Raw genomic sequence first — 19496 nt, forward strand, 5'->3', positions numbered from 1 at the left:
GGTGGGCCGGGGCCCACCCTACGCTTACCAGGTACCGGTCTGCTTGAACTCGGCGATGCCCTTCTTGAAGGCACCTTCGATCTCGTCGTTCCAGTTGCCGGTGCTGTTGATCGTGTCGACCAGTGCGCCCTGGGTGTTGGTGAAGTGCGCGTGCAGCGCCTCTTCGAACGCCAGGATCTTGTTGACCGGCACGTCGTCGATGTAGCCCTCGTTGACGGCGTAGATCGACAGCGCCTGCAGCGCGATCGACATCGGCGCGTACTGCTTCTGCTTCATCAGCTCGGTGACGCGCTGGCCGCGTTCCAGCTGCTTGCGGGTGGCTTCGTCCAGGTCCGAGGCGAACTGCGCGAAGGCAGCCAGCTCGCGGTACTGCGCCAGCGAGATGCGGATGCCGCCGGACAGCTTCTTGATGATCTTGGTCTGGGCGGCGCCACCGACGCGCGACACCGAGATGCCGGCGTTCACGGCCGGGCGGATGCCGGCGTTGAACAGGTCGGTTTCCAGGAAGATCTGGCCGTCGGTGATCGAGATGACGTTGGTCGGCACGAACGCGGACACGTCGCCGGCCTGCGTTTCGATGATCGGCAGCGCGGTCAGCGAACCGGTCTTGCCGGTGACCTTGCCTTCGGTGAACTTCTCCACGTACTCCTCGGACACGCGCGCGGCGCGCTCCAGCAGGCGGGAGTGCAGGTAGAACACGTCGCCGGGGTAGGCTTCGCGGCCCGGCGGACGCTTCAGCAGCAGCGAGATCTGGCGGTAGGCCACGGCCTGCTTGGACAGGTCGTCATACACGATCAGGGCGTCCTGGCCGCGGTCCATGAAGTACTCACCCATGGTGCAGCCGGAGTAGGCGCTGATGTACTGCATGGCGGCGGATTCGGAAGCGGTGGCGGCCACGACCACGGTGTGCGCCAGCGCGCCGTTCTCTTCCAGCTTGCGCACGATGTTGGCCACGGTCGAGGCCTTCTGGCCGATCGCGACGTACACGCACTTGATGCCGGTTCCCTTCTGGTTGATCACGGCGTCGATGGCCATCGCGGTCTTGCCGGTCTGGCGGTCGCCGATGATCAGCTCGCGCTGGCCACGGCCGATCGGGATCATGGCGTCTACGGACTTGTAACCGGTCTGCACCGGCTGGTCGACCGACTTGCGCCAGATCACGCCGGGAGCCACGCGCTCCACCGGCGCGGTCAGCGAGGTGCCCAGCGGGCCCTTGCCGTCGATCGGTTCACCCAGGGCGTTCACCACGCGGCCGAGCATTTCCGGACCCACCGGCACTTCCAGGATGCGGCCGGTCGTCTTGGCCACGTCGCCTTCGCGCAGGTGCTCGTAGTCGCCCAGCACCACGGCGCCCACGGAGTCGCGCTCCAGGTTCAGCGCCAGCGCGTAGGTGTCGTTCGGCAGTTCGATCATTTCGCCCTGCATGACGTCGGCCAGGCCGAAGATGCGCACGATGCCGTCGGACACGCTGGTGACCGTGCCTTCGTTGCGCGACTCGGCGGCCAGCTTGACCTTCTCGATGCGGGTCTTGATCAGGTCACTGATTTCAGAGGGGTTGAGCGTGGTAGCCATGGGTAAGTCCTATGTGCCGGCTTGCGCGCGGCGGTTCAATTGAATTCAGTGCGTAAGTGCGGACTGCAGGCGCGCCAGCTTGCCCTTCAGGGAGCCGTCGATGACCACGCTGCCCGCATCGATCACGGCGCCGCCGATCAGCGACTCGTCGATGGCCGTTTCCACGTCCACCTCGCGGCCGAAGCGCTTCTTCAGCGCGGCCTTGATGGCATCCAGTTCACCCGCCGGCAACGCCGTGGCGGAGGTGACCTTGGCCTTGACGATGTGCTCGGCCTCGGCGCGCAGTTCCTCGAACAGCCCGGCGATCTCCGGCAGCTGCGGAAGGCGGCGGGCATCGGCGAGGATGCCGAGGAAGCGGGCGAACGTCTCGCTGGCCCCCTCGGGCGCGAGCAGCGCCACCGCGTCGGCGGGCAGCAGCTGCGGATTGGGCAGCAACGCAGCCACGCGCGGATCCGCCGCGACATGCGCGGCAAAACCCAGCGCCTGCGACCAGGCAGCAAAGTTGCCTTCGTCGCGCGCGGTCGCGAAGGCGGCGCGGGCGTAGGGACGGGCGACGGTAAGTGCCTGGCTCATCGATCAGGTCGTCCGATCAGATTTCAGCGGCGAGTTCGTCGAGCAGCGCCTTGTGGGCGTTGGCGTCGATCTCGCGCTTGAGGAGCTTTTCGGCACCACTGACGGCCAGCGCCGATACCTGCTTGCGCAGGTCTTCGCGGGCACGCGTGGCGGCGGCGTCGATTTCGGCTTCGGCCAGCGCCTTCTGGCGGTTGGCTTCGGCGATGGCCTCGTTCTTGGCCGCATCGACGATCTGGTTGGCACGTGCGTGCGCCTGATCGATGATCTCGTTGGCCTTGACCCGGGCTTCCTTCAGCGCCTCGTTGACCTTTTCCTGCGCCTGCGCCAGGTCCTTCTGGCTGCGGTCGGCAGCGGCGAGGCCCTCGGCGATTTTCTGCTGGCGCTCTTCGATGGCAGCCAGCAACGGCGGCCAGATCTTGGTCGCGATGATCCAGATCAGGCCTGCGAAGGCCAGTGCCTGGGCGAACAGAGTGAGATTGATATTCATCGTAAACCTGCCGGTGATGAAGGGCCCGCGCACATCGCGCCGGCCCAGCTACGCCTGGTGACTGACCGCGGGCGGATGCCCGTGGTCAGGCGTGCACGCGACGGATCAGCCCGCCAGCTTGGCCAGCTGTTCGGTGAAGATCGTGATGAACGGGCTGGCGAAGGCGAACAGCAGGCCGACGGCGACCGAGATGATGAACGCGGCGTCGATCAGGCCGGCGGTGATGAACATGCGCACCTGCAGGACCGGGATCAGTTCCGGCTGACGGGCAGCCGATTCCAGGAACTTGCCAGCCATGATGGCCAGACCCAGACCCGCGCCCAGCGCGGCCAGGCCGATCATGATGCCGATGGCGAGGGCGGTCGAAGCCTGGACCTGGGCGAGGTTGGTGAGGATGCTTTCCATGGTGATCTCCGGAACTTAAGTGCTTGAAAGGTGGATGGTACGAAGGGAACGTGAAAAATAAGGGTGAAGCGGAAACTCAGTGACTGTCTTCCGACAGGCTCAGGTAGACGATCGACAGCATCATGAAGATGAAGGCCTGCAGCGGGATGACCAGCAGGTGGAACAGCATCCAGCCCAGGCCGAACGTCGCACCGCCGAGCATGCCGAGGATGCCGGCGCCGCCCAGCACCCAGATCAGCAGGAAGACGATCTCGCCGCCGAACATGTTGCCGAACAGTCGCATCGCCAGGGAGATGGGCTTGCTGACCCATTCGACGATATTGAGGATCAGGTTGAACGGCATCATCCACTTGCCGAACGGCGCCGTGAGGAATTCGTGCGCGAAGCCGCCCAGGCCCTTCGAGCGGAAGGCGAAAACCAGCATCAGGAAGAACACGCTGATCGACATGCCAAGGGTGGCATTGACGTCGGCGGTGGGCACCGGCTTCCAGTAATGCACGCCCATCAGTTCGAGCGGCTTGGCGATGAAGTCTGCCGGGATCATCTTCAGCAGGTTCATCATCAGGATCCAGAAGAAGATGGTGATCGCGATGGGCGTCACCAGCTTGCTGGTCCCGTGGTAGGTGTCGCGGGCCTGCTTGTCGACGAACTCGAGCATGATCTCGACGAAGGCCTGCCACTTGCCCGGCACGCCGGCGGTGGCCTTGCGGGTCGCCATCCAGAAGGCGAACACGATGACCAGGCCCATCAGCACGGCGGTCACGAAGGTGTCGACGTTGATCGTCCAGAACGGACCGTCACCGCCCACCTGGGCCGTGAGGTTCTTCAGGTGGTGCTGGATGTAGCTGGTGGGAGTAAGAGCCTCGCCCGCCATGAGTCGGAAACCTTTCTAGTTGGGTTATCGCTGCTTGCCGGTCGCAACCAGCACCTGTGCCACCAGTCCGGTGATCACGCCTGCCAGCAAGGGCAGCGGAGGCAGCTTGTACAGCCCCGCGCCCATCACCAGCACGCCAATCACCACGACCCACTTCACCACCATGCCCGCCACCAGCCTCAGGACCGCCGAGACGGCGCCGAGTACGCCGCCGCCGAAGGCCATCCAGGCCGCCAGCAGCGCGCCGGCCACGATTGCCGCCCCGCCCACCGCCGCCGCCAGTGCCTGGGGCACGCCCCAGAGCAGGAAGAGTGCCGCGACCAGCAGCACGGCCAGCCCTTGCCAAGCGGCGGCGCGCAACACTAGCCGCCGGCCCGCAGCGACGGAATTCAGCACACGAAAGCCCTACGGAATTGGCGGGGTACAAGGCCACAAAGCGCCTCGCCGAGCCGCAAAAGTATAGCAGGGGGGACATTTCAGGGACAACCGCCAGAGGTCAAAAACACCCGCAAACGCGCCACCGGGGTGCAAAGCCCCGCCCCGCATGGGTGGAAGCGTTTTCCCTGTTCAGAATTTTCCCGCACATTTCGCGGAACTTTGACCAATGCCCCCGGTCAGTCCTTGCAAGGCCTGCCGCACAAACTTCCTCGTCCGATGCTCCGTTGCAGGCCTATCAGAAGCCCCGGCTGCTCCCGGGGCTTCTTTTTTTCCGGCGCCGCAACGGCGCGGAGGCGCTGGCACGGGGGTTCTCCAGATGATCAGCCTCGTGCGCGGATGCGGGTACGCGCCGCGTTTCGTTCATCTAATTCACCGCGCGTCGACTTGCGGCCCACGAAGGTTGGATTCCCCCCCTCGTGAATGGAGCACGTCATGCCCTTCGGTTTTTCCCGCAACACCCTCGTCCTTCCCTCCTGCCTCGCCCTCGCACTGGCGACCGCACTGCCTGCGCAGGCGGCCGAAGGCGATGATCGCTTCACCTTGCGCCTGGGCGCCATGAACGTGGATGCCGAGGGTGAACTGCGCGGGTCCACCATCTTTGCCGGCAACGACATCGGCTTTTCCGAAGACTTCGATTTCGGCAGCACCGAGCTGGTGCCGCGCATCGATGGCGTGTTCCGCCTGGGCGAGCGCAACCGGCTGATCTTCGATTACTTCAAGTACGACAAGTCGCAACAGGCCACGCTTGGCGAAGACCTGTCCTATGACGACGTCACCATCCCGGCCGGCAGCTTCGCGCGCGGCGAGGCCGAGTTCCAGTTGGCCAGCCTGGTGTACGACTTCGCCGTGGTGGACGGCGAACGCAGCAGCCTGGGCCTGCAGGTGGGCGCTGAATGGGCAAAGCTGAAGGGCACGCTGGAGGCCGAGGCCGGCGAGAACCGCTACCGCGACACCGCCAGCGAGAGCGGCTACGCCCCGGTGCTGGGCCTGCGCTTCACCACCCGCCCCTCGGACAAGTGGCTGATCAACCTGCAGGGCCAGTATCTGGATACCGGTTGGGGCAACTTCGGCGATTACGACGGCAGCATCACGCGGGCCAACGCCATCGTCGAGTATCGCTTCACGCCGCGCTTCGGCGCCTTCGTCGGCTATGACTGGTTCAAGCTGGACGTGGAGCAGGCCGGATCCGATGGCCTGCTGGGCCTGGACCAGCGCTTCAAGGGCCCGGTGGCGGGCGTCTCGCTGGCGTTCTGACGCCCGCGAACCAATAGGCAAGACCTATTGATGCTTGCGGATCGTTTCATTGGACAGGTGCCGGGAGCGCCCCATAATGAGATCAATTCTCATCTGGAGCATGTCGTGAACAAGACCCTGAGCTTCGCCATCCTGCATTTCGCGGTGGCTTTCACGCTGGGCTACCTGTTCACCGGCAGCCTGTTGGTGGGCGGCATGCTGGCACTGATCGAACCGGCGACCAATACGGTGGTCTTCCATTTCCACGAGAAGGTCTGGAAGCGCATCGAGGCGAGGCGCGCCGCGCGCGTGCAACCGCTGGCCGCCTAGCAGCAAGCCAGCGGAAAAGAAAAAGCCGCGCCCATGGGCGCGGCTTTTTCGTGCGGCCCGCCTGTCGGCGGGCTACTTCTTCTTCGGGATGTACAGGTCGGTGATGGTGCCTTCATACACTTCCGCCGCCATGCCCACCGATTCGCTCAGCGTGGGGTGCGGGTGGATGGTGTGGCCGATGTCCGCCGCTTCGGCACCCATCTCGATGGCCAGCGCCACTTCGGCGATCAGGTCCCCGGCATGCACGCCGACGATGGCGCCGCCGATGACACGGTGGGTGGTCTCATCGAAGATCAGCTTGGTGAAGCCTTCGCCCCGCCCGATCCCGACAGCGCGCGCCGAGGCGACCCAGGGGAACTTGCCCACGCCGACCTTCAGGCCCTTGGCCTTGGCTTCGGTTTCGGTCACGCCCACCCATGCCACTTCCGGATCGGTGTAGGCCACCGACGGAATCACCCGCGCCACCCACTCCTTCTTCTCGCCGGCCGCGACTTCCGCCGCCAGCTTGCCTTCATGCGTGGCCTTGTGCGCCAGCATCGGCTGGCCCACCAGGTCGCCGATGGCGAAGATGTGCGGCACGTTGGTGCGCATCTGCGCATCCACCGGGATGAATCCGCGGTCGGTGACGGTGACGCCCGCCTTGTCGGCACCGATCTTGCCGCCGTTGGGCGAACGACCCACGGCCACGAGCACGCGGTCGTACGTGCCGGATTCCAGCTCGGTCTTCTGTCCCTCGGTGGCGCTTTCGAACGACACCGTGATGCCCTTCTTCGACGCCTCGACCTTGGCCGCCTTGGTCTTCAGGTAGACCAGCGCGCCCTGCTTCTTCAGGCGGTCGGCCAGCGGCTTGACCAGGTCCTTGTCGGCGCCTGGCATCAGCTGGTCCATGAATTCCACCACCGTCACTTCGCTGCCCAGCGCGCGGTACACGGTAGCCATCTCCAGCCCGATGATGCCGCCGCCGACGACGAGCAGCTTCTTCGGCACTTCTTCCAGCTGCAGCGCGTCGGTGGAATCCATCACGCGCGGGTCGTCCCACGGGAAGTTGGGCAGTTTCACCGCCTGCGAACCTGCCGCGATGATGCATTGTTCGAAGCGCAGCAACTGCGTCTTGCCGTCGGCGCCGACGATCTCGAGCTCGTTCGGCGAAACGAACTTCGCCACGCCCGTCACCGTGCGCACCTTGCGCTGCTTGGCCATGCCGGCCAGGCCCTTGGTGAACTGGCCGACCACCCTGTTCTGCTTGAAATCGCGCAGCTTGCCCAGGTCGATCTTCGGCTTGCCGAACTCCACGCCGATGTCGGCCGAGTGCGCGGCTTCGTCGATCAGCGCCGCGGCATGCAGCAGCGCCTTGGAGGGAATGCAGCCGACGTTGAGGCAGACGCCGCCGAGCGCTTCATAGCGTTCGATCATCACCGTATCCAGGCCGAGGTCGGCGGCGCGGAAGGCGGCGGTGTAGCCGCCCGGGCCGGACCCCAGCACCACGATGCGGCATTCGATGTCGGCCTGCCGGCCGGTACCCAAGGCGGGCTTGGGCGCCGAAGCGGTGGGCGCGGGGGCCGCGGGCGAAGGCGCGACCGGTGCCGCCTTGCCCGGGACGGCCGCTGCGGCGCCTTCCGCCTCGATGATCGCCACCACGCTGCCCTCGGAAAGCGCGTCACCCAGCTTGACCTTGATCTCCTTCACCACGCCCGCCACGGACGAGGGAACTTCCAGCGTGGCCTTGTCCGACTCCAGCGTCACCAGGCCCTGGTCCTTCTTCACCGTGTCGCCGACGGCGACCAGGATCTCGATGACGGGCACATCGGTGTAATCGCCGATGTCGGGAACCTTCGCTTCCACCGGTCCGCCCGGGCCCGCTGCCGAAGCACCAGGCGGTGTCGCAGGTGCAGGTGCGGCGGCAGCCACCGGGGCGGGTGGCGCGACGGCAGCAGCCGGCTTGGCGGCTTCAGGTGCCGGTGCGGTGGCCGCGCCTTCGGCCTCCAGGATCGCCACCACGCTGCCTTCCGACAACGCATCGCCCAGCTTGACCCTGATCTCCTTCACCACGCCGGCAGCCGACGAAGGCACTTCCAGCGTGGCCTTGTCCGACTCCAGCGTCACCAGGCCCTGGTCCTTCTTCACCGTGTCGCCGACGGCGACCAGGATCTCGATGACGGGCACATCGGTGTAATCGCCGATGTCGGGGACCTTGATTTCAATGGTGGACATTCGATTCTCCTGGGATCGTGTCAGTCGTTCGCCGGCGCCTGGCCGGAAAGCGACTGCTGCAGTTCATCCAGCGCGGCGTCGAGCTGCTGCCAGCGCTTTTCCTGTTTGGATTCGCTTTCGTTGCTGGCTTCGACCAGCAGGTCGACCTGCTCGAACAGCAGCTCCGCGGGCCCGCAGTCCGGCGCGACACCGCTGAAACGTTCGCCATTGACCAGGAACGACACCAGTCCGCGATCCTGCAGCGGCGCATTGACGCCTTGCGGTGCGGCCCGCTCCAGCGCCTGCTGCCACAGGCTGGCCACGCGCTGCGCCAGCGGGACGGGCATGCGCACCTCATCGCGGTCGGGCGTCTGCTCGGTGCGGAACTGCACGCCGCCACGGGCGCTGCCGCCGCTCCATACGTGCACGCGTTCGTCCGCTTCGCTGACACGCAGGGTCCATGCCGCCCCCTCCGCGCCGGGAATCAGCGCGATGCCGCGTTCCTTGCCGGTGGCGGGCAGCCACACCAGGGACACGGCAGGCTGCACATCACCGGTGAACAGCTGCTCCACCGCGGCGCCGTGATTGCCGGTGGCCGGTGGCCAGCCACGCCCGAAGCTGAGCGTGCAGTCGTCCTGCGCGAAGGCAACCGGTGCGGCGACCAGCAGCAGCGCGCCGATCAGCGCATGGCGGGCGGTGCCACGCGTCACAGCAGCACGCGGCGCATGTCGCCCAGCAACTGCGCCAGGTAGGCGGTGAAGCGGGCAGCGGAGGCACCATCGATCACGCGGTGGTCATAGCTCAGCGACAGCGGCAGCATCAGGCGCGGCTGGAACTGCTTGCCGTCCCACACCGGCTGGATCGATGACTTGGACACGCCCAGGATGGCCACTTCCGGCGCATTGACGATGGGCGTGAACGCCACGCCGCCGATGCCGCCCAGCGAGGAGATCGAGAAGCAGCCGCCGGACATCTCGGCCGGACCCAGCTTGCCGTCGCGCGCCTTCTTGGCCAGTTCGCCGGTTTCCTGCGCGATCTCGTTGACGCCCTTCTTGTCCACGTCGCGGATGACCGGCACGACCAGGCCGTTCGGCGTGTCGGCGGCGAAACCGACGTGGAAGTACTTCTTCAGCGTGAGGTTCTCGCCGCTGGCGTCGAGCGAGGCGTTGAAGTCGGGGAACTTCTTCAGCGCCGAGACGCTGGCCTTCATCAGGAAGGCGAGCATGGTCAGCTTGATGCCGGCCTTCTCGTTTTCCTTGTTCAGTGCGACGCGCAGCGCTTCCAGGTCGGTGATGTCGGCGTGGTCGTGCTGGGTGACGTGCGGGATCATCGCCCAGTTGCGCGCCAGGTTGGCGCCGGAAATCTTCTTGATGCGCGACAGCGCGACGGTCTCGACTTCACCGAACTTGCTGAAGTCCACCTTCGGCCATGGCAGCAGGTTGAGCCCGCCACCAGCGGCCGCCGGTGCACCCGCGCTTGCCGGCGCGGCAACGCCGCCCGCCAGCACGCCCTTGACGTACTTCTGCACGTCTTCCTTGCTGATGCGGCCACCGCGTTCGGTGCCGGCCACCTGGTGCAGGTCCACGCCAAGCTCGCGCGCGAACAAACGCACAGCAGGGCTGGCGTACGCCACCTTGTCAGGCAGCACGCGGTCGGCATTGAATTCCACCGGCGGCGAGCGCGGCGGCGAGGCTTCCGGATCGATGCCGGGCCTGTCGTCCAGCACGCGGGAAGCCGCGGGGGCGGCAGAGGCGGGCGCCGCGCGCTCCTGCGCGATCTCGCGCTGGGCGATCTTGTCGGGGACCGCCGCCACCGCCACCGGCTCCACCTTGATGCCGGTTTCGGCGGTGGCCGGTTGCGATGCCGGCGCGGACGGCGCGGGCTTGGCTTCGGCGGCGGCTTCGCTGACCTCGATCAGGGCGACCAGCGCGCCTTCGGCCAGTTCGTCGCCCAGCTTCACCTTGATTTCCTTCACCACGCCCGCGAACGCCGACGGCACTTCCATCGTCGCTTTGTCCGACTCCAGCGTGACCAGGCCCTGGTCCTTCTTCACCGTGTCGCCCACGGCCACCAGCACTTCGATCACCGGTACGCCACTGTAGTCACCGATGTCGGGAACCCGTGCTTCCTTGATTTCGGCCATTGTGTGACTCCAGCGGTCTGACTCAAAAGGGGAACCCCTATTGTGTCCGCATGGGCGCGATGCGCCAACCTTTGGCCGGATTTAATTTTCTGTCCTGAGCGGGACATCGCACCCCGCGGCGTCACGCATGGCATTCGCGTGCGCGCGAGCGGGCATTGGTATCGCTTTGGTCCGTGCCGCGTGGCGTTGGCGCGCGGGGTTCTCCGCACGATACGCATGCGCACTGTGGGCGACGGGCACCCATCCCGGGCACGCACAGCGAACGCGACTGCATGGCGCCTTCACGCCCCCGCGCCTACGATCGGCCGCTCTCCGTCCCGAGGATCCGCCATGCGCTGGACACTGCTCTTGTTGTCGCTCCTGATGCCCGCCGTGTCGTGGCTTTCGCAGCAGGAAGCATTCGGCCCCACCAATGGCGCCATCTCCGACCGCTACCCGACCCTGATCGTCGCAGCCGGGTATGCCTTCGCCATCTGGGGACTGATCTTCCTGTGGGATGTGGTGTTCGGTGCATGGCAGGCGTTCTCGAAGCGGGCCGCGGGCGCGGCGCTGGCCGGCGCACGCCCCTGGGCGGCCGGCGGGTTCGCGTTGACGGCCGCGTGGATGCCGGTGTTCTCGCAGCAGCTGTTCTGGCTGGCGCTGCTGATCATCTGGGGCGCGCTGGCTTGCCTGCTGGTGGCTGCGCTGAAACTGTCGAACGATGCCGCCCCTGTTCCGGGCCAGACCTGGCTGGCCTGGGCGCCCGTGTCGCTGCATGCCGGCTGGCTGGCGCTGGCGGCATTCCTCAACACCGCGCAGGTGATCGTGGCGTATGGCCTGTTGTCCACCACGAACATGCTGCCGTGGACGTTGGTGCTGTTCGCAGCGGCGGCAGTGCTGTTGTTGCTGGCCAATCGCAGGATGCGCGGCAACCTGCCCTTCGTGGCGGCGGCCCTGTGGGCGCTGGCGGCGGTCTACGTCAAACAGTCGCAGGCTGCCCTGGCCGGCGCCGATACGGCGGCGTGGGTCGCCGTGGGCGTGGCCATCGTGCTGGCGGCGCAGACGGTGTGGTTGCGCCTGCGGGCGCAGCCGCTGCACGTCACCGGTTGAGCGCCTCGCGATAGGGCTGCAGCACGGACCACGCCTGCTGCAGCTGCGGCAACGACATGGCGGCGTGGGCAGGGCTGGTGGAAGGCAACGCGAGGCATGCGATGTCGCCACGCGCCGATGACGCCAGCAGGGGCTGCACATGGCGACGGAAGGCCGTCGCCGCCTTCCCCCCATTCAGCGCGATCGCGCGCAGTGCCGGCGACGCATGCACCAGGTCCACGATCGGGTTGACCACTTCAGTGCCGCGCACGATGGCGGCATCCAGGCTGCCGGCACGCTCGCATTGCCCGATGACGTCCCAGACGCCCACGCCCGCCGCGTTCAGGGCTTGCAGGCGGCGCTCATACGGGAGAGTGGCGTCGAAACCGCACAAGGCGCCCATCACCGGCCAGAAGCGGTTGCGGGGATGCGCGTAGTACTGCGCGGCCTGCAGGGACGCGTCGCCCGGCATCGAACCCAGTACCAGCACGCGGCAATCGGCGGCGATGCGCGGCGGCAGGCCGGTCAACCGTGCCGCCATGCCGTCAGCCCGCCGAGCTCTGCCAGGGCCTTACGACCAGCAATGCGCCCACGACGACCATCAGCAGGCCGACGATGCGGAGCGGATCGACCGGCTGTCGCGCATGCAGCACGCCGAAATGGTCCAGCACCACCGACCCCACCAGTTGCCCGGCCACCACCAGGCAGATCAGCGACGCGGCCCCCAGCCGGGGCACCAGCAAGGTGGCCGATGCGACGAACAACGCGCCGATCACACCGCCTGTCCAGGCCCACCACGGCACTTTCGCCAGCGCGGCCGGGACGAATACCGGGCGCGTCAGCAGCCACCAGGCCAGCAGCACCAGCGTGCCCACCATGAAGGACGCCAGCGATGCGAACAGCGGCCCGAACGTCTGCCGCCCGAGCGAGGCATTGATCAGCGCCTGCAGCGGCAGCAGCAGGCCGATCAGGAGGGCCAGCGCAACACCGGTCGCGTTCATGGAGTGTCTCGTGACGAAAAGGCTGTCGCCACGATACGCGATGCGCCCGATCAAGCGACAGCGACCTCCGTCGTCACGCGCCCGGCAGCACGTGACGACGGCCGACCGCGCGCTGCAGCAGCGCCATGGACACCAGCAGCATCGCCATGGGCGCCAGCAGCAGGTAGAACGCGCGCGCGCCATCGAAATGCGCGAACAACTGGCCGGTGACGAACGAGCCCGTGGTGCCGCCCAGCGCCGAGAACACCACGATCAATCCGGTCATCGCGGCATGCCGCGACTTCGGCAGCGCGCTCAGCACCACCGAATTGATGGCCGGATAGATGGGCGCCATCAGCAGGCCGATCAGCGGGAACACATACGCCGCCACGGGCGCGTTCCACCAGCTCATGTCGTCGCGCGGGTGCACGTTGGCCGCCAGCGGCAGCGCCAGCAGCACCAGCACAGCCATGGCGACCACGCAGCCAGACAACAGCCAGAACCACGGCACGCGGCGCAGCAGCACGCCACCGCCCAGCCGGCCCAACGCCAGTGATCCGGCGAAGATGCTGGCGGCCTGCACGCTGAGCGTGGTCGGCAGGTGCAGGATCTCGCGGTTGAACGTGGGCAGCCAGGTGTTGATGGCCTGTTCCATCAGCACGTAGAGGAAGGCGGAAACCAGGAACACGCCCACCAGCGGCAACGCCAGCAGCCGGAACATGTCGACGAACGACTCACCCGCCGCGTGGTCGTCGCGCGCCGCGCGTTCGTCCAGGGTGCAGGTCGCCAGCAGCACGACCACCGCCACGCACAGCGCAGCCAGCACCCAGTAGACATCCAGCCAGACCGGGTCCCCCGGCGCGTCGGCATTGATGAAGGCGGCGAACAGCCACGCACTGCCCAGGATGCCCACCATGAACCAGCCTTCCACCGTGCTGGTCAGCGCGGCATGCGCCTTGGCATCGTCCGTCAGCAGGCCGATGCTGGAATACACCGCCACCTTGACCAGCGCGAACGACACGCCCACCGTGGCGAACAGCAGCTTGGTGGCCCAGAACGACTGCAGCAGCGGCATGGTGGCGCAGGCCAGCGCGACCAGAAGCAACCCGAGCATCATCGCGCGTCGGTAGCCCAGGCGCGGCAGCCATGAGGCGACCAGGAACGACGTGATCGCGATGGGCAGGTCCTTGAAGGCTTCCAGCAGGCTGGCATCGGCCTTGTCGATGCCGAAGCCCTGCACGGATTGCAGGATCACGGTGCCCACCGAGTTCAACAGCATGGCGAAGATCATGTAGGTCAGGATCATCGCCAGGATCATGCGGCTTCGGGTCATGTCCGGTACCGGTCGCGTCATCGGAATCCTAGCCCGTCCGGGCACACGCATGCGATCCGCCCGCCAGGGCCAGTGACCACGCGTGCCAGCAACGGAAGACGTCGGGTGGGGAGAGACCACCCGACGAAGAAGGAGGGCGCCGCAGGCGGCGCCCTGTGGACATCACCACCGGTACGCGGCGGATACCTGGTAGGACGTGCCTTCCAGCGGACGACCCATGAACACGCCGCCACTGGTCGCATTGCCCAGCACACGCGCATTGCCTTCGGTCAACGCGATCTCGTCGGTCACGTTGCGGCCCGCCAGGGTGAACTCCCAGTTCTCGCCCACGTGCGCGCTCGCACCGAGATCCCAGGTGTCGTATTCCGGCAGCACCTGGCCGTTGGCGGGATCGGAGTAACGGTCGCCCACGTGCGTGTACGTGGTGAACACCTTCAGGTCACCCCAGGGCATCGACCAGTAGTAGCTGGGCGTCAACCGCGCGCGGAACTTCGGCTGGCGGACCACCTGGTTGCCATCGAAGGTGGAGAAGTCACCGTACTTGGCGCGCAGCCAGGTCGCGTTCCACGCCAGTTCGAAGCCGCCCGCCGGCCGCCATGCGCCTTCGAATTCCAGGCCACGTGCCTTCGAGTCGCCGATGATCACGACGTTGTTGCCGTTGTTGTCGAACGCCTGGTACCGCAGGCCGGTGAAGTCGTTGTAGAACGCGGTCAGGTACATCTCGTACGTCTCGCCGCCGGCCTTCAGGCCCAGCTCGTACTGGTCGATCTCGGTCTTGTTGTTGGCGCCGTCGCGCAGGTTGTCGAACTGCGGGAAGGTGAAGCCCGAGTTGACGCGGCCGAACAGGCTGACGCTGTCGTTGAGGGTGTAGTTCAGGCCGGCCGTCCAGGACACGTCGCTGTCGTTCTGGTCGATGCTGCGCGGGGTGGTCGAGACCGAGGTGCTGTTGTCGTACAGCGTGTTCGGATTGCCGTCCAGGTCGACCGTGACCGGATCCCACACCGTGCCGTCCACTTCCTGCCGCTCGTAGCGCACGCCCGCGTCCAGGCGGATGCGGTCGTTGACGGTCCATTCGTCGGCGATGAAGAAGGCCGTGTTCTGCCCGTCGTAGTCGCCGCGGATGTTGTAGAACGCCGTGCCGACGAAGCCGTCGCGCGTGGCGACCTGGCCATTCGACAGAGCCAGGTTCACGCGGCGCGCGTTGTCCTGTGCGGTGAGCAGCATGTTGTTGCCCAGCCACCAGCGGTCCTTGGACGAATAGTCCGCGTAGTACACGCCGAAGGTCAGCGCATTGTTGTCGGTCAGGTCGATGCTGAAGCGCAGGTCGTTGGTGAACGAACTGATCTCCTTGTCCACCACCCAGAAGCCGGCGGTCAGCACCTGCTGGTTCGGGTCCACGGTGCCCCCACCATTGACGAAGCTGCCGGTGCCGGTGACACCCGCACCATAGGTGTCGGTGATGTAGGACGACAGGGTCTGCGGATTGGCGCCGGTGAACAGCGCGTAGGTCGGCGCATCGCCCTTGAGGTAGTTGAACTTGTCGCTGATCGTCCAGTTGCCGACGTACCAGTCCAGCGAACCGCCGAACACGTCGATGTCCACGCCGCGGCCATCGGCCAGGTCGCGCGTCATCGTCTGGTTGCCGACGCCGGTAGGCAGCGTCACCCGACGGAAGTCTTCACCGACCAGCGTGCCGGTGGTGGCATCCAGGCCCGGGAAGCTGGAGATGTCCTTGCCGTCGTTGCGCGAGACCAGCGGCACCGCGGTGTAGAAGGTGTTCTTGTCGTCGGTGTGGCGGGCATACAGATTGAACTCGCCCTCCGCCCAGCGCCTGGTCAGCGTGGCGCTCAGCTGGCCGCCCTTCTCCACCGGGAAGCCCGTCTGGCGCACGCCATCGGTCTCGCGGTAGAAGCCGCCCACGCTGTAGTACCAGCCGGTGTCGGTGCCCAACGGGCCGCCGCTGTAGAAATCGAGACGACGCAGGTCGTCGGTGCCCACGGTCAGCCGCACCAGGCCTTCCGGCGTGTCCTCGCCCTTCTTCTGGATGAAGTTGACGGTCACGCCGGGCTGGCCGTTGGAGTAGATGGGGCTGGGGCCGCCGCGCAGGCCTTCGACGCGCGCGATGGTGTCGTCGATGCGGAACAGGGTGGTGTTCTCGAGGAACGACAGCGTCGGCGGCGGGAAGATGGGCGAGCCATCCAGCTGCAGGGTGAAGAACGGCGCGTCGCCCTCGGAGGGCATGCCGCGCACGAAGACGTTGGCGCCGGTGCCGCCGCCGCTCGCTTCCGCCCACACACCGGGCACGATCTTCAGCAGGTCGGCGGTGCTGGTCGGCGCCGTCTCCTGGATCTGCTCGGGCGTGGCGGTGCTGATCGAGAAGCTGGTGTCGCGCTTGCGCAGGCCCTTGAACTTGGCCGTACCGCTGACGACCACCGCGTCCAGCGTGGTGGCCTCTTCGCGCGCCGCGGGCTCGGCGAGGGCGGCGTCCTGCGCGGCGGCCAGCGCGGGCGCCAACGCCAGTGCGATGGCCGCGGACAGCGCATATCGCATCGGGTGCTTGGTGTGTTGCATGGTCTCTCCCTCCACTTTCATTGTTGTCGTGTTGTTGACAGGCTTTCCACCGCGGCTTCTGTGGCCGCGTGCGGTCAAGGTGAAACGAAGTCCCTCAGGGTGAAGTCGGCGATGCGGGGAATCACCGCATCGGCATGGCGCAGGGCGCGGGCGTCACCGATGCCGATGGCCGCCATGCCGGCGGCGTGGATGGCATCGATGCCGGCAGCGGCATCTTCCACGCCGATGCACTGGTGGGCGGGCACGCCGAGCGCGGCGGCCACGTCCAGGAAGATGCCCGGGTCCGGCTTGGCCCTCGGGATGTGGCCGGCGTCGGCGATGTAGTCGAAGCGGTCGGCAATGCCGAGTTTCTGCAGCAGCATCGGCGCATTGCGGCTGGCCGACGCCAGCCCCAGCCTGAGGCCGGCCGCGCGTGCGGCGTCGAGCACCTCGACCACGCCGGTGAACAGGTCCTGCGGACCGAAGCGCTCGATCTCCTGCACGTAGTAGCCGTTCTTGATGTCGGCCAGTGCGCGCTTCTCGTCCGCGCTGTAACGGCGCGGCGCGCGCTCCAGGATGATCTCGAGCGACGCCATGCGGTCAACGCCCTTGAGGCGTTCGTTGACCTGCTGGTCGAACGGCACACCGATCTCGTCGGCCAGACGCTTCCAGGCGTGGTAATGCGTGTGGGCGGTGTCGGTGAGCACGCCGTCCAGGTCGAAGATCAATGCCCGGCAGACGCGGGGAAAGGTCGCTCGCGGGGGTGAAGGCAGCGCCAGCGGCAGCAGCGCTTCGCGCCCGGCTTTCAGCATGACCGCGCTGCCCGCATGACCGAAGGCCAGTGCATCGCCTTCGTCCAGCCGGTAGCGCACCCCGCGCATGTCCACGTCCACGCGCAGTGCGCAGCCGCGCCAGCGCAGGTTGAAGCCGTACCCGGTCCAGCCGGCGGGCAACGTGGGCGCGAACACCATCCGGCCGTCTTCCACCCGCAAGCCGCCGAACCCCTGCACCAGGCCCAACCAGCTGCCCGCCATGGCCGCCATGTGCACGCCGTGGTCGGTGTTGCCGTGCAGGTCGTCCAGGTCGACGCGCAGGCTGGCGTCGAAATAGCGCCATGCCTTCTCGTCCTGCCCGACCTCGCTGGCGAGAATGCCGAACACCGGTGCGGACAGGGTGGAGTCGTGCGTGGTCACGGCTTCGTAGTAGTCGAAGTCACGGCGCTTGCTGCCCAGGTCGATGCCGTCACCGGCCAGCACCAGCGCCATCACCACGTCGGCCTGTTTGCAGACCTGGTGGCGGTACAGCGTGAGCGGGTGGTAATCCAGCAGCAGCGGCCGGTGTTCGCCTTCGCGCTTCGGGAACGGCCAGCGGGGCTTGTCCAGGAAATCGTCGTCCTGGGCATGGATGCCGAGTGCGTCGTCGTAAGACAGGTACATGGTGTCCGCCGCACGGCGCCACACCGTCACTTCCCCTTCGTCCAGTCCCAGGCGCCCGGCGAGTTCCGCGAGCACCTGCGGCCGGCGCGCCTGCAGCGTTTCCCACGCGGAAACGGCACGCTGCAGATGCCGCTGCGCCATCCGGTTGGTGTAGTAGTTGTTGTTGACCAGCGTGGTGTACTCGTCCGGCCCGGTCACCTCGTGGATGCAGAACGCACCCCCACGGCGGGGATTGAAGTGGCCGGCCTGCGGCCAGATGCGCGCGGTCTCGAAAAGGATCTCGGCGCCAGCCTCGCTGAGGAAGTCGAGGTCTTCGCTGGCGTCGAGATAAAGGCCGATTCCGTGCGCGATGGCTGCGTTGATGTGGTACGCCGCCGAGCCACTCGGGTAATGCGCGGAGCATTCGCCACCGGCGATGGTGCGCCACGGGTAGAGCGCACCGGCCGGATGGTTCATCGCACGTGCCTGGGCACGCGCCGCCTCCAGCGTGCGGTAGCGGTACATCAGCATCGCGCGCGCCACGTCCGGGGCGGTGAACACCATCACCGGCAGCACGAATGCTTCGGTATCCCAGAAACAATGGCCTTCGTAGCCCTCGCCGGTAATGCCCTTGGCGGCGGTGCCGTTGACACCGTCGCGCCCCGCCGACTGCAGCAGGTGGAACAGATTGAAGCGCAGCGCCAGTTCAGCCGCCGGATCGCCGTGCACCGAGAGGCCCGCGCCCTGCCAGAAGGCCTGCATCGCTTGCGCCTGCGTGGCCGCGATGGCCTCGAAACCCTGCGCGACCGCCCGCTCCAGCAGGGCCGCGACGTCGCCTTCCGGGCCGCCGTTGCCATCGTCATAGGCCACGAATTTCTGCAGCGCGACCGTCATGCCTGGCCGCATCTCGGCCTCGAAATGTTGCGCCACGCGGCCGTTTTCCGCGTCCGCGCCCACGAAGGCGAGCCCCTCCCCGGCAACGCGATGGCGCTGCGCGCACACCAGCCGGATGCCACTGTGGTGCGTGCGCTGGACCAGCGACGCCAACTGCGCATCGGCCTGCTCGTCGGACACCGCCATCGGTTCGCCACCCGACACGCCGATGCGCGGATCGTCGCCCTGTTCCACCGCCTGCCGTCCGGTTTCGATGGACGACACCAGCCGCAGCGGCCCGGTGTAGTCGATGGAGATGACGCTGAAATGGATCGCCAGCAATGCACGCTCGGCCAGCGGCACCACGCGCCGGGCACGGATCTCCAGCGTGTGGCCGGATGCGGTCTTTAGCCGAAGGCGGCGGTCCAGCGATCCTGCGGCGAGATCAAGCGAGCGTTCGAACGCGAGCCATTCGCACTGCTCCAGCTGTAGCGGCACGTCACCCAGCAGCAGGCGGATGTGCTTGCCGTCCGCGACCGGCACGCGCGTATCGGTGCTGCGCGGAAAGCCGGTGAAACGTTCGTGGTAATGGATCGGGTTCTGCTCGAACACGCTCGCCAGGAAACTGCCGTCGCTGGCACTGCTGCCTTCCTCCAGGCCGCCGCGCACACCCAGCGTACCGTTGGCCAGTGCGAAGAGGGTTTCGTCGCGCGCGGCGCGATGGCCATCAAGGCTTCGCTGGGTGTATCGCCACGGGTCGACGGCGGACGTCGTGCCCTGGCTTTCCACTGTCTGCTTCGATCCCGTTTCCTGTTCCACCGACAACCCCGTCCGCATCCTGTCCCGCGCCCGGCCGGGCAGCGGCGGGAGGGAAGCTAGGAGGCATTGTTATCGATGTCAAGTTATCGATGTCATATCTCGCTCGCCCGCTCGGGGACCGATGACCAGCGGCGCGATACCACCCCATCAACGGGGCAAACAATGCATTCAAAACAACGGGTTGGGCGACACCGCCCCGGGCATGGTCAAGCG

17 protein-coding genes are annotated in these 19496 nt (G+C 66.9%); 3 read left to right on the forward strand and 14 right to left on the reverse strand.

Going from position 1 to position 19496, the window contains the following annotated elements; genetic code table 11:
* Positions 1 to 24: 24 nt before the first annotated feature.
* From atpA to OVA13_RS12145, 6 genes are all read right to left on the reverse strand, one after another.
* On the reverse strand, positions 25 to 1572 hold the full coding sequence (gene atpA / locus OVA13_RS12120; protein ID WP_267790737.1) for a F0F1 ATP synthase subunit alpha: 1548 nt from the start codon (positions 1570 to 1572) through the stop codon (positions 25 to 27).
* 45 nt (positions 1573 to 1617) lie between these two features.
* Positions 1618 to 2145 carry a F0F1 ATP synthase subunit delta gene (locus tag OVA13_RS12125; protein WP_267790738.1) on the reverse strand — a complete coding sequence of 176 codons (528 nt, stop codon included), beginning with the start codon at positions 2143 to 2145 and terminating at the stop codon, positions 1618 to 1620.
* 16 nt (positions 2146 to 2161) lie between these two features.
* Complete coding sequence (locus OVA13_RS12130; protein ID WP_062357049.1) at positions 2162 to 2632, reverse strand: F0F1 ATP synthase subunit B; 471 nt, start codon at positions 2630 to 2632, stop codon at positions 2162 to 2164.
* A gap of 105 nt (positions 2633 to 2737) precedes the next feature.
* Positions 2738 to 3037 carry a F0F1 ATP synthase subunit C gene (gene atpE / locus OVA13_RS12135; RefSeq protein ID WP_055939490.1) on the reverse strand — a complete coding sequence of 100 codons (300 nt, stop codon included), beginning with the start codon at positions 3035 to 3037 and terminating at the stop codon, positions 2738 to 2740.
* 76 nt (positions 3038 to 3113) lie between these two features.
* The gene (gene atpB, locus OVA13_RS12140; RefSeq protein ID WP_267790739.1) at positions 3114 to 3911 is read right to left on the reverse strand and encodes a F0F1 ATP synthase subunit A; all 798 of its coding nucleotides are present in this window, start codon (positions 3909 to 3911) and stop codon (positions 3114 to 3116) included.
* A 24-nt stretch (positions 3912 to 3935) separates the two neighbouring features.
* The gene (locus tag OVA13_RS12145) at positions 3936 to 4307 is read right to left on the reverse strand and encodes a hypothetical protein (protein ID WP_267790740.1); all 372 of its coding nucleotides are present in this window, start codon (positions 4305 to 4307) and stop codon (positions 3936 to 3938) included.
* Positions 4308 to 4781: 474 nt separating this feature from the next.
* On the opposite strand from OVA13_RS12145, the gene OVA13_RS12150 reads away from it, so the two are divergent.
* On the forward strand, positions 4782 to 5603 hold the full coding sequence (locus tag OVA13_RS12150) for a porin family protein (RefSeq protein ID WP_267790741.1): 822 nt from the start codon (positions 4782 to 4784) through the stop codon (positions 5601 to 5603).
* Between the two features lie 105 nt (positions 5604 to 5708).
* A complete protein-coding gene (locus OVA13_RS12155) occupies positions 5709 to 5912 on the forward strand; it encodes a DUF2061 domain-containing protein (RefSeq protein ID WP_267790742.1) in 204 nt (67 codons plus the stop codon).
* Between the two features lie 72 nt (positions 5913 to 5984).
* Here the strand turns inward: OVA13_RS12155 and lpdA are convergent, their stop codons facing one another.
* Genes lpdA through OVA13_RS12170 form a run of 3 tightly spaced genes read right to left on the reverse strand, consistent with a single transcriptional unit; the run spans position 5985 to position 10245 of the window.
* Positions 5985 to 8123 carry a dihydrolipoyl dehydrogenase gene (gene lpdA, locus OVA13_RS12160; protein WP_267790743.1) on the reverse strand — a complete coding sequence of 713 codons (2139 nt, stop codon included), beginning with the start codon at positions 8121 to 8123 and terminating at the stop codon, positions 5985 to 5987.
* 20 nt (positions 8124 to 8143) lie between these two features.
* Positions 8144 to 8812: a hypothetical protein gene (locus OVA13_RS12165; protein ID WP_267790744.1), complete on the reverse strand. Its 669-nt coding sequence runs from the start codon at positions 8810 to 8812 to the stop codon at positions 8144 to 8146.
* Positions 8809 to 10245 (reverse strand): dihydrolipoyllysine-residue acetyltransferase, encoded by a 1437-nt coding sequence (locus OVA13_RS12170; RefSeq protein ID WP_267790745.1) that lies wholly within the window; start codon positions 10243 to 10245, stop codon positions 8809 to 8811. Before OVA13_RS12170 ends, OVA13_RS12165 begins: the two co-directional genes overlap by 4 nt.
* Positions 10246 to 10575: 330 nt before the next feature.
* Here OVA13_RS12170 and OVA13_RS12175 point away from each other — a divergent pair, with 330 nt between their 5' ends.
* Positions 10576 to 11334 (forward strand): TspO-related membrane protein, encoded by a 759-nt coding sequence (locus OVA13_RS12175; RefSeq protein ID WP_267790746.1) that lies wholly within the window; start codon positions 10576 to 10578, stop codon positions 11332 to 11334.
* Here OVA13_RS12175 and OVA13_RS12180 read toward each other — a convergent pair.
* The 5 genes from OVA13_RS12180 to pgmB form a co-directional block, all read right to left on the reverse strand.
* On the reverse strand, positions 11324 to 11854 hold the full coding sequence (locus tag OVA13_RS12180; protein ID WP_267790747.1) for a DNA-deoxyinosine glycosylase: 531 nt from the start codon (positions 11852 to 11854) through the stop codon (positions 11324 to 11326). The genes OVA13_RS12175 and OVA13_RS12180 overlap by 11 nt on opposite strands.
* Positions 11855 to 11858: 4 nt before the next feature.
* On the reverse strand, positions 11859 to 12314 hold the full coding sequence (locus OVA13_RS12185; RefSeq protein ID WP_267790748.1) for a DMT family transporter: 456 nt from the start codon (positions 12312 to 12314) through the stop codon (positions 11859 to 11861).
* A gap of 73 nt (positions 12315 to 12387) precedes the next feature.
* On the reverse strand, positions 12388 to 13626 hold the full coding sequence (locus OVA13_RS12190; protein ID WP_267790749.1) for an MFS transporter: 1239 nt from the start codon (positions 13624 to 13626) through the stop codon (positions 12388 to 12390).
* 162 nt (positions 13627 to 13788) lie between these two features.
* Complete coding sequence (locus OVA13_RS12195; protein WP_267790750.1) at positions 13789 to 16197, reverse strand: TonB-dependent receptor; 2409 nt, start codon at positions 16195 to 16197, stop codon at positions 13789 to 13791.
* A gap of 74 nt (positions 16198 to 16271) precedes the next feature.
* Positions 16272 to 19301, reverse strand: coding sequence for a beta-phosphoglucomutase (gene pgmB, locus OVA13_RS12200; RefSeq protein WP_267790751.1), 3030 nt, complete (start codon positions 19299 to 19301; stop codon positions 16272 to 16274).
* Between the last annotated feature and the right edge of the window lie 195 nt (positions 19302 to 19496).

This window comes from Pseudoxanthomonas sp. SL93 (genome assembly GCF_026625825.1).
In the GTDB taxonomy this organism is placed as follows: Bacteria; Pseudomonadota; Gammaproteobacteria; order Xanthomonadales; family Xanthomonadaceae; genus Pseudoxanthomonas_A.

Coding starts and splice junctions, on each gene's coding strand:
- pgmB (WP_267790751.1), bottom strand. CDS start 19,301: ATGCGGACGGGGTTGTCGGTGGAACAGGAAACGGGATCGAAGCAGACA.
- atpA (WP_267790737.1), bottom strand. CDS start 1,572: ATGGCTACCACGCTCAACCCCTCTGAAATCAGTGACCTGATCAAGACC.
- OVA13_RS12175 (WP_267790746.1), top strand. CDS start 10,576: ATGCGCTGGACACTGCTCTTGTTGTCGCTCCTGATGCCCGCCGTGTCG.
- OVA13_RS12150 (WP_267790741.1), top strand. CDS start 4,782: ATGCCCTTCGGTTTTTCCCGCAACACCCTCGTCCTTCCCTCCTGCCTC.
- OVA13_RS12195 (WP_267790750.1), bottom strand. CDS start 16,197: ATGCAACACACCAAGCACCCGATGCGATATGCGCTGTCCGCGGCCATC.
- OVA13_RS12180 (WP_267790747.1), bottom strand. CDS start 11,854: ATGGCGGCACGGTTGACCGGCCTGCCGCCGCGCATCGCCGCCGATTGC.
- OVA13_RS12185 (WP_267790748.1), bottom strand. CDS start 12,314: ATGAACGCGACCGGTGTTGCGCTGGCCCTCCTGATCGGCCTGCTGCTG.
- OVA13_RS12170 (WP_267790745.1), bottom strand. CDS start 10,245: ATGGCCGAAATCAAGGAAGCACGGGTTCCCGACATCGGTGACTACAGT.
- lpdA (WP_267790743.1), bottom strand. CDS start 8,123: ATGTCCACCATTGAAATCAAGGTCCCCGACATCGGCGATTACACCGAT.
- OVA13_RS12125 (WP_267790738.1), bottom strand. CDS start 2,145: ATGAGCCAGGCACTTACCGTCGCCCGTCCCTACGCCCGCGCCGCCTTC.
- OVA13_RS12130 (WP_062357049.1), bottom strand. CDS start 2,632: ATGAATATCAATCTCACTCTGTTCGCCCAGGCACTGGCCTTCGCAGGC.
- atpB (WP_267790739.1), bottom strand. CDS start 3,911: ATGGCGGGCGAGGCTCTTACTCCCACCAGCTACATCCAGCACCACCTG.
- OVA13_RS12190 (WP_267790749.1), bottom strand. CDS start 13,626: ATGACCCGAAGCCGCATGATCCTGGCGATGATCCTGACCTACATGATC.
- atpE (WP_055939490.1), bottom strand. CDS start 3,037: ATGGAAAGCATCCTCACCAACCTCGCCCAGGTCCAGGCTTCGACCGCC.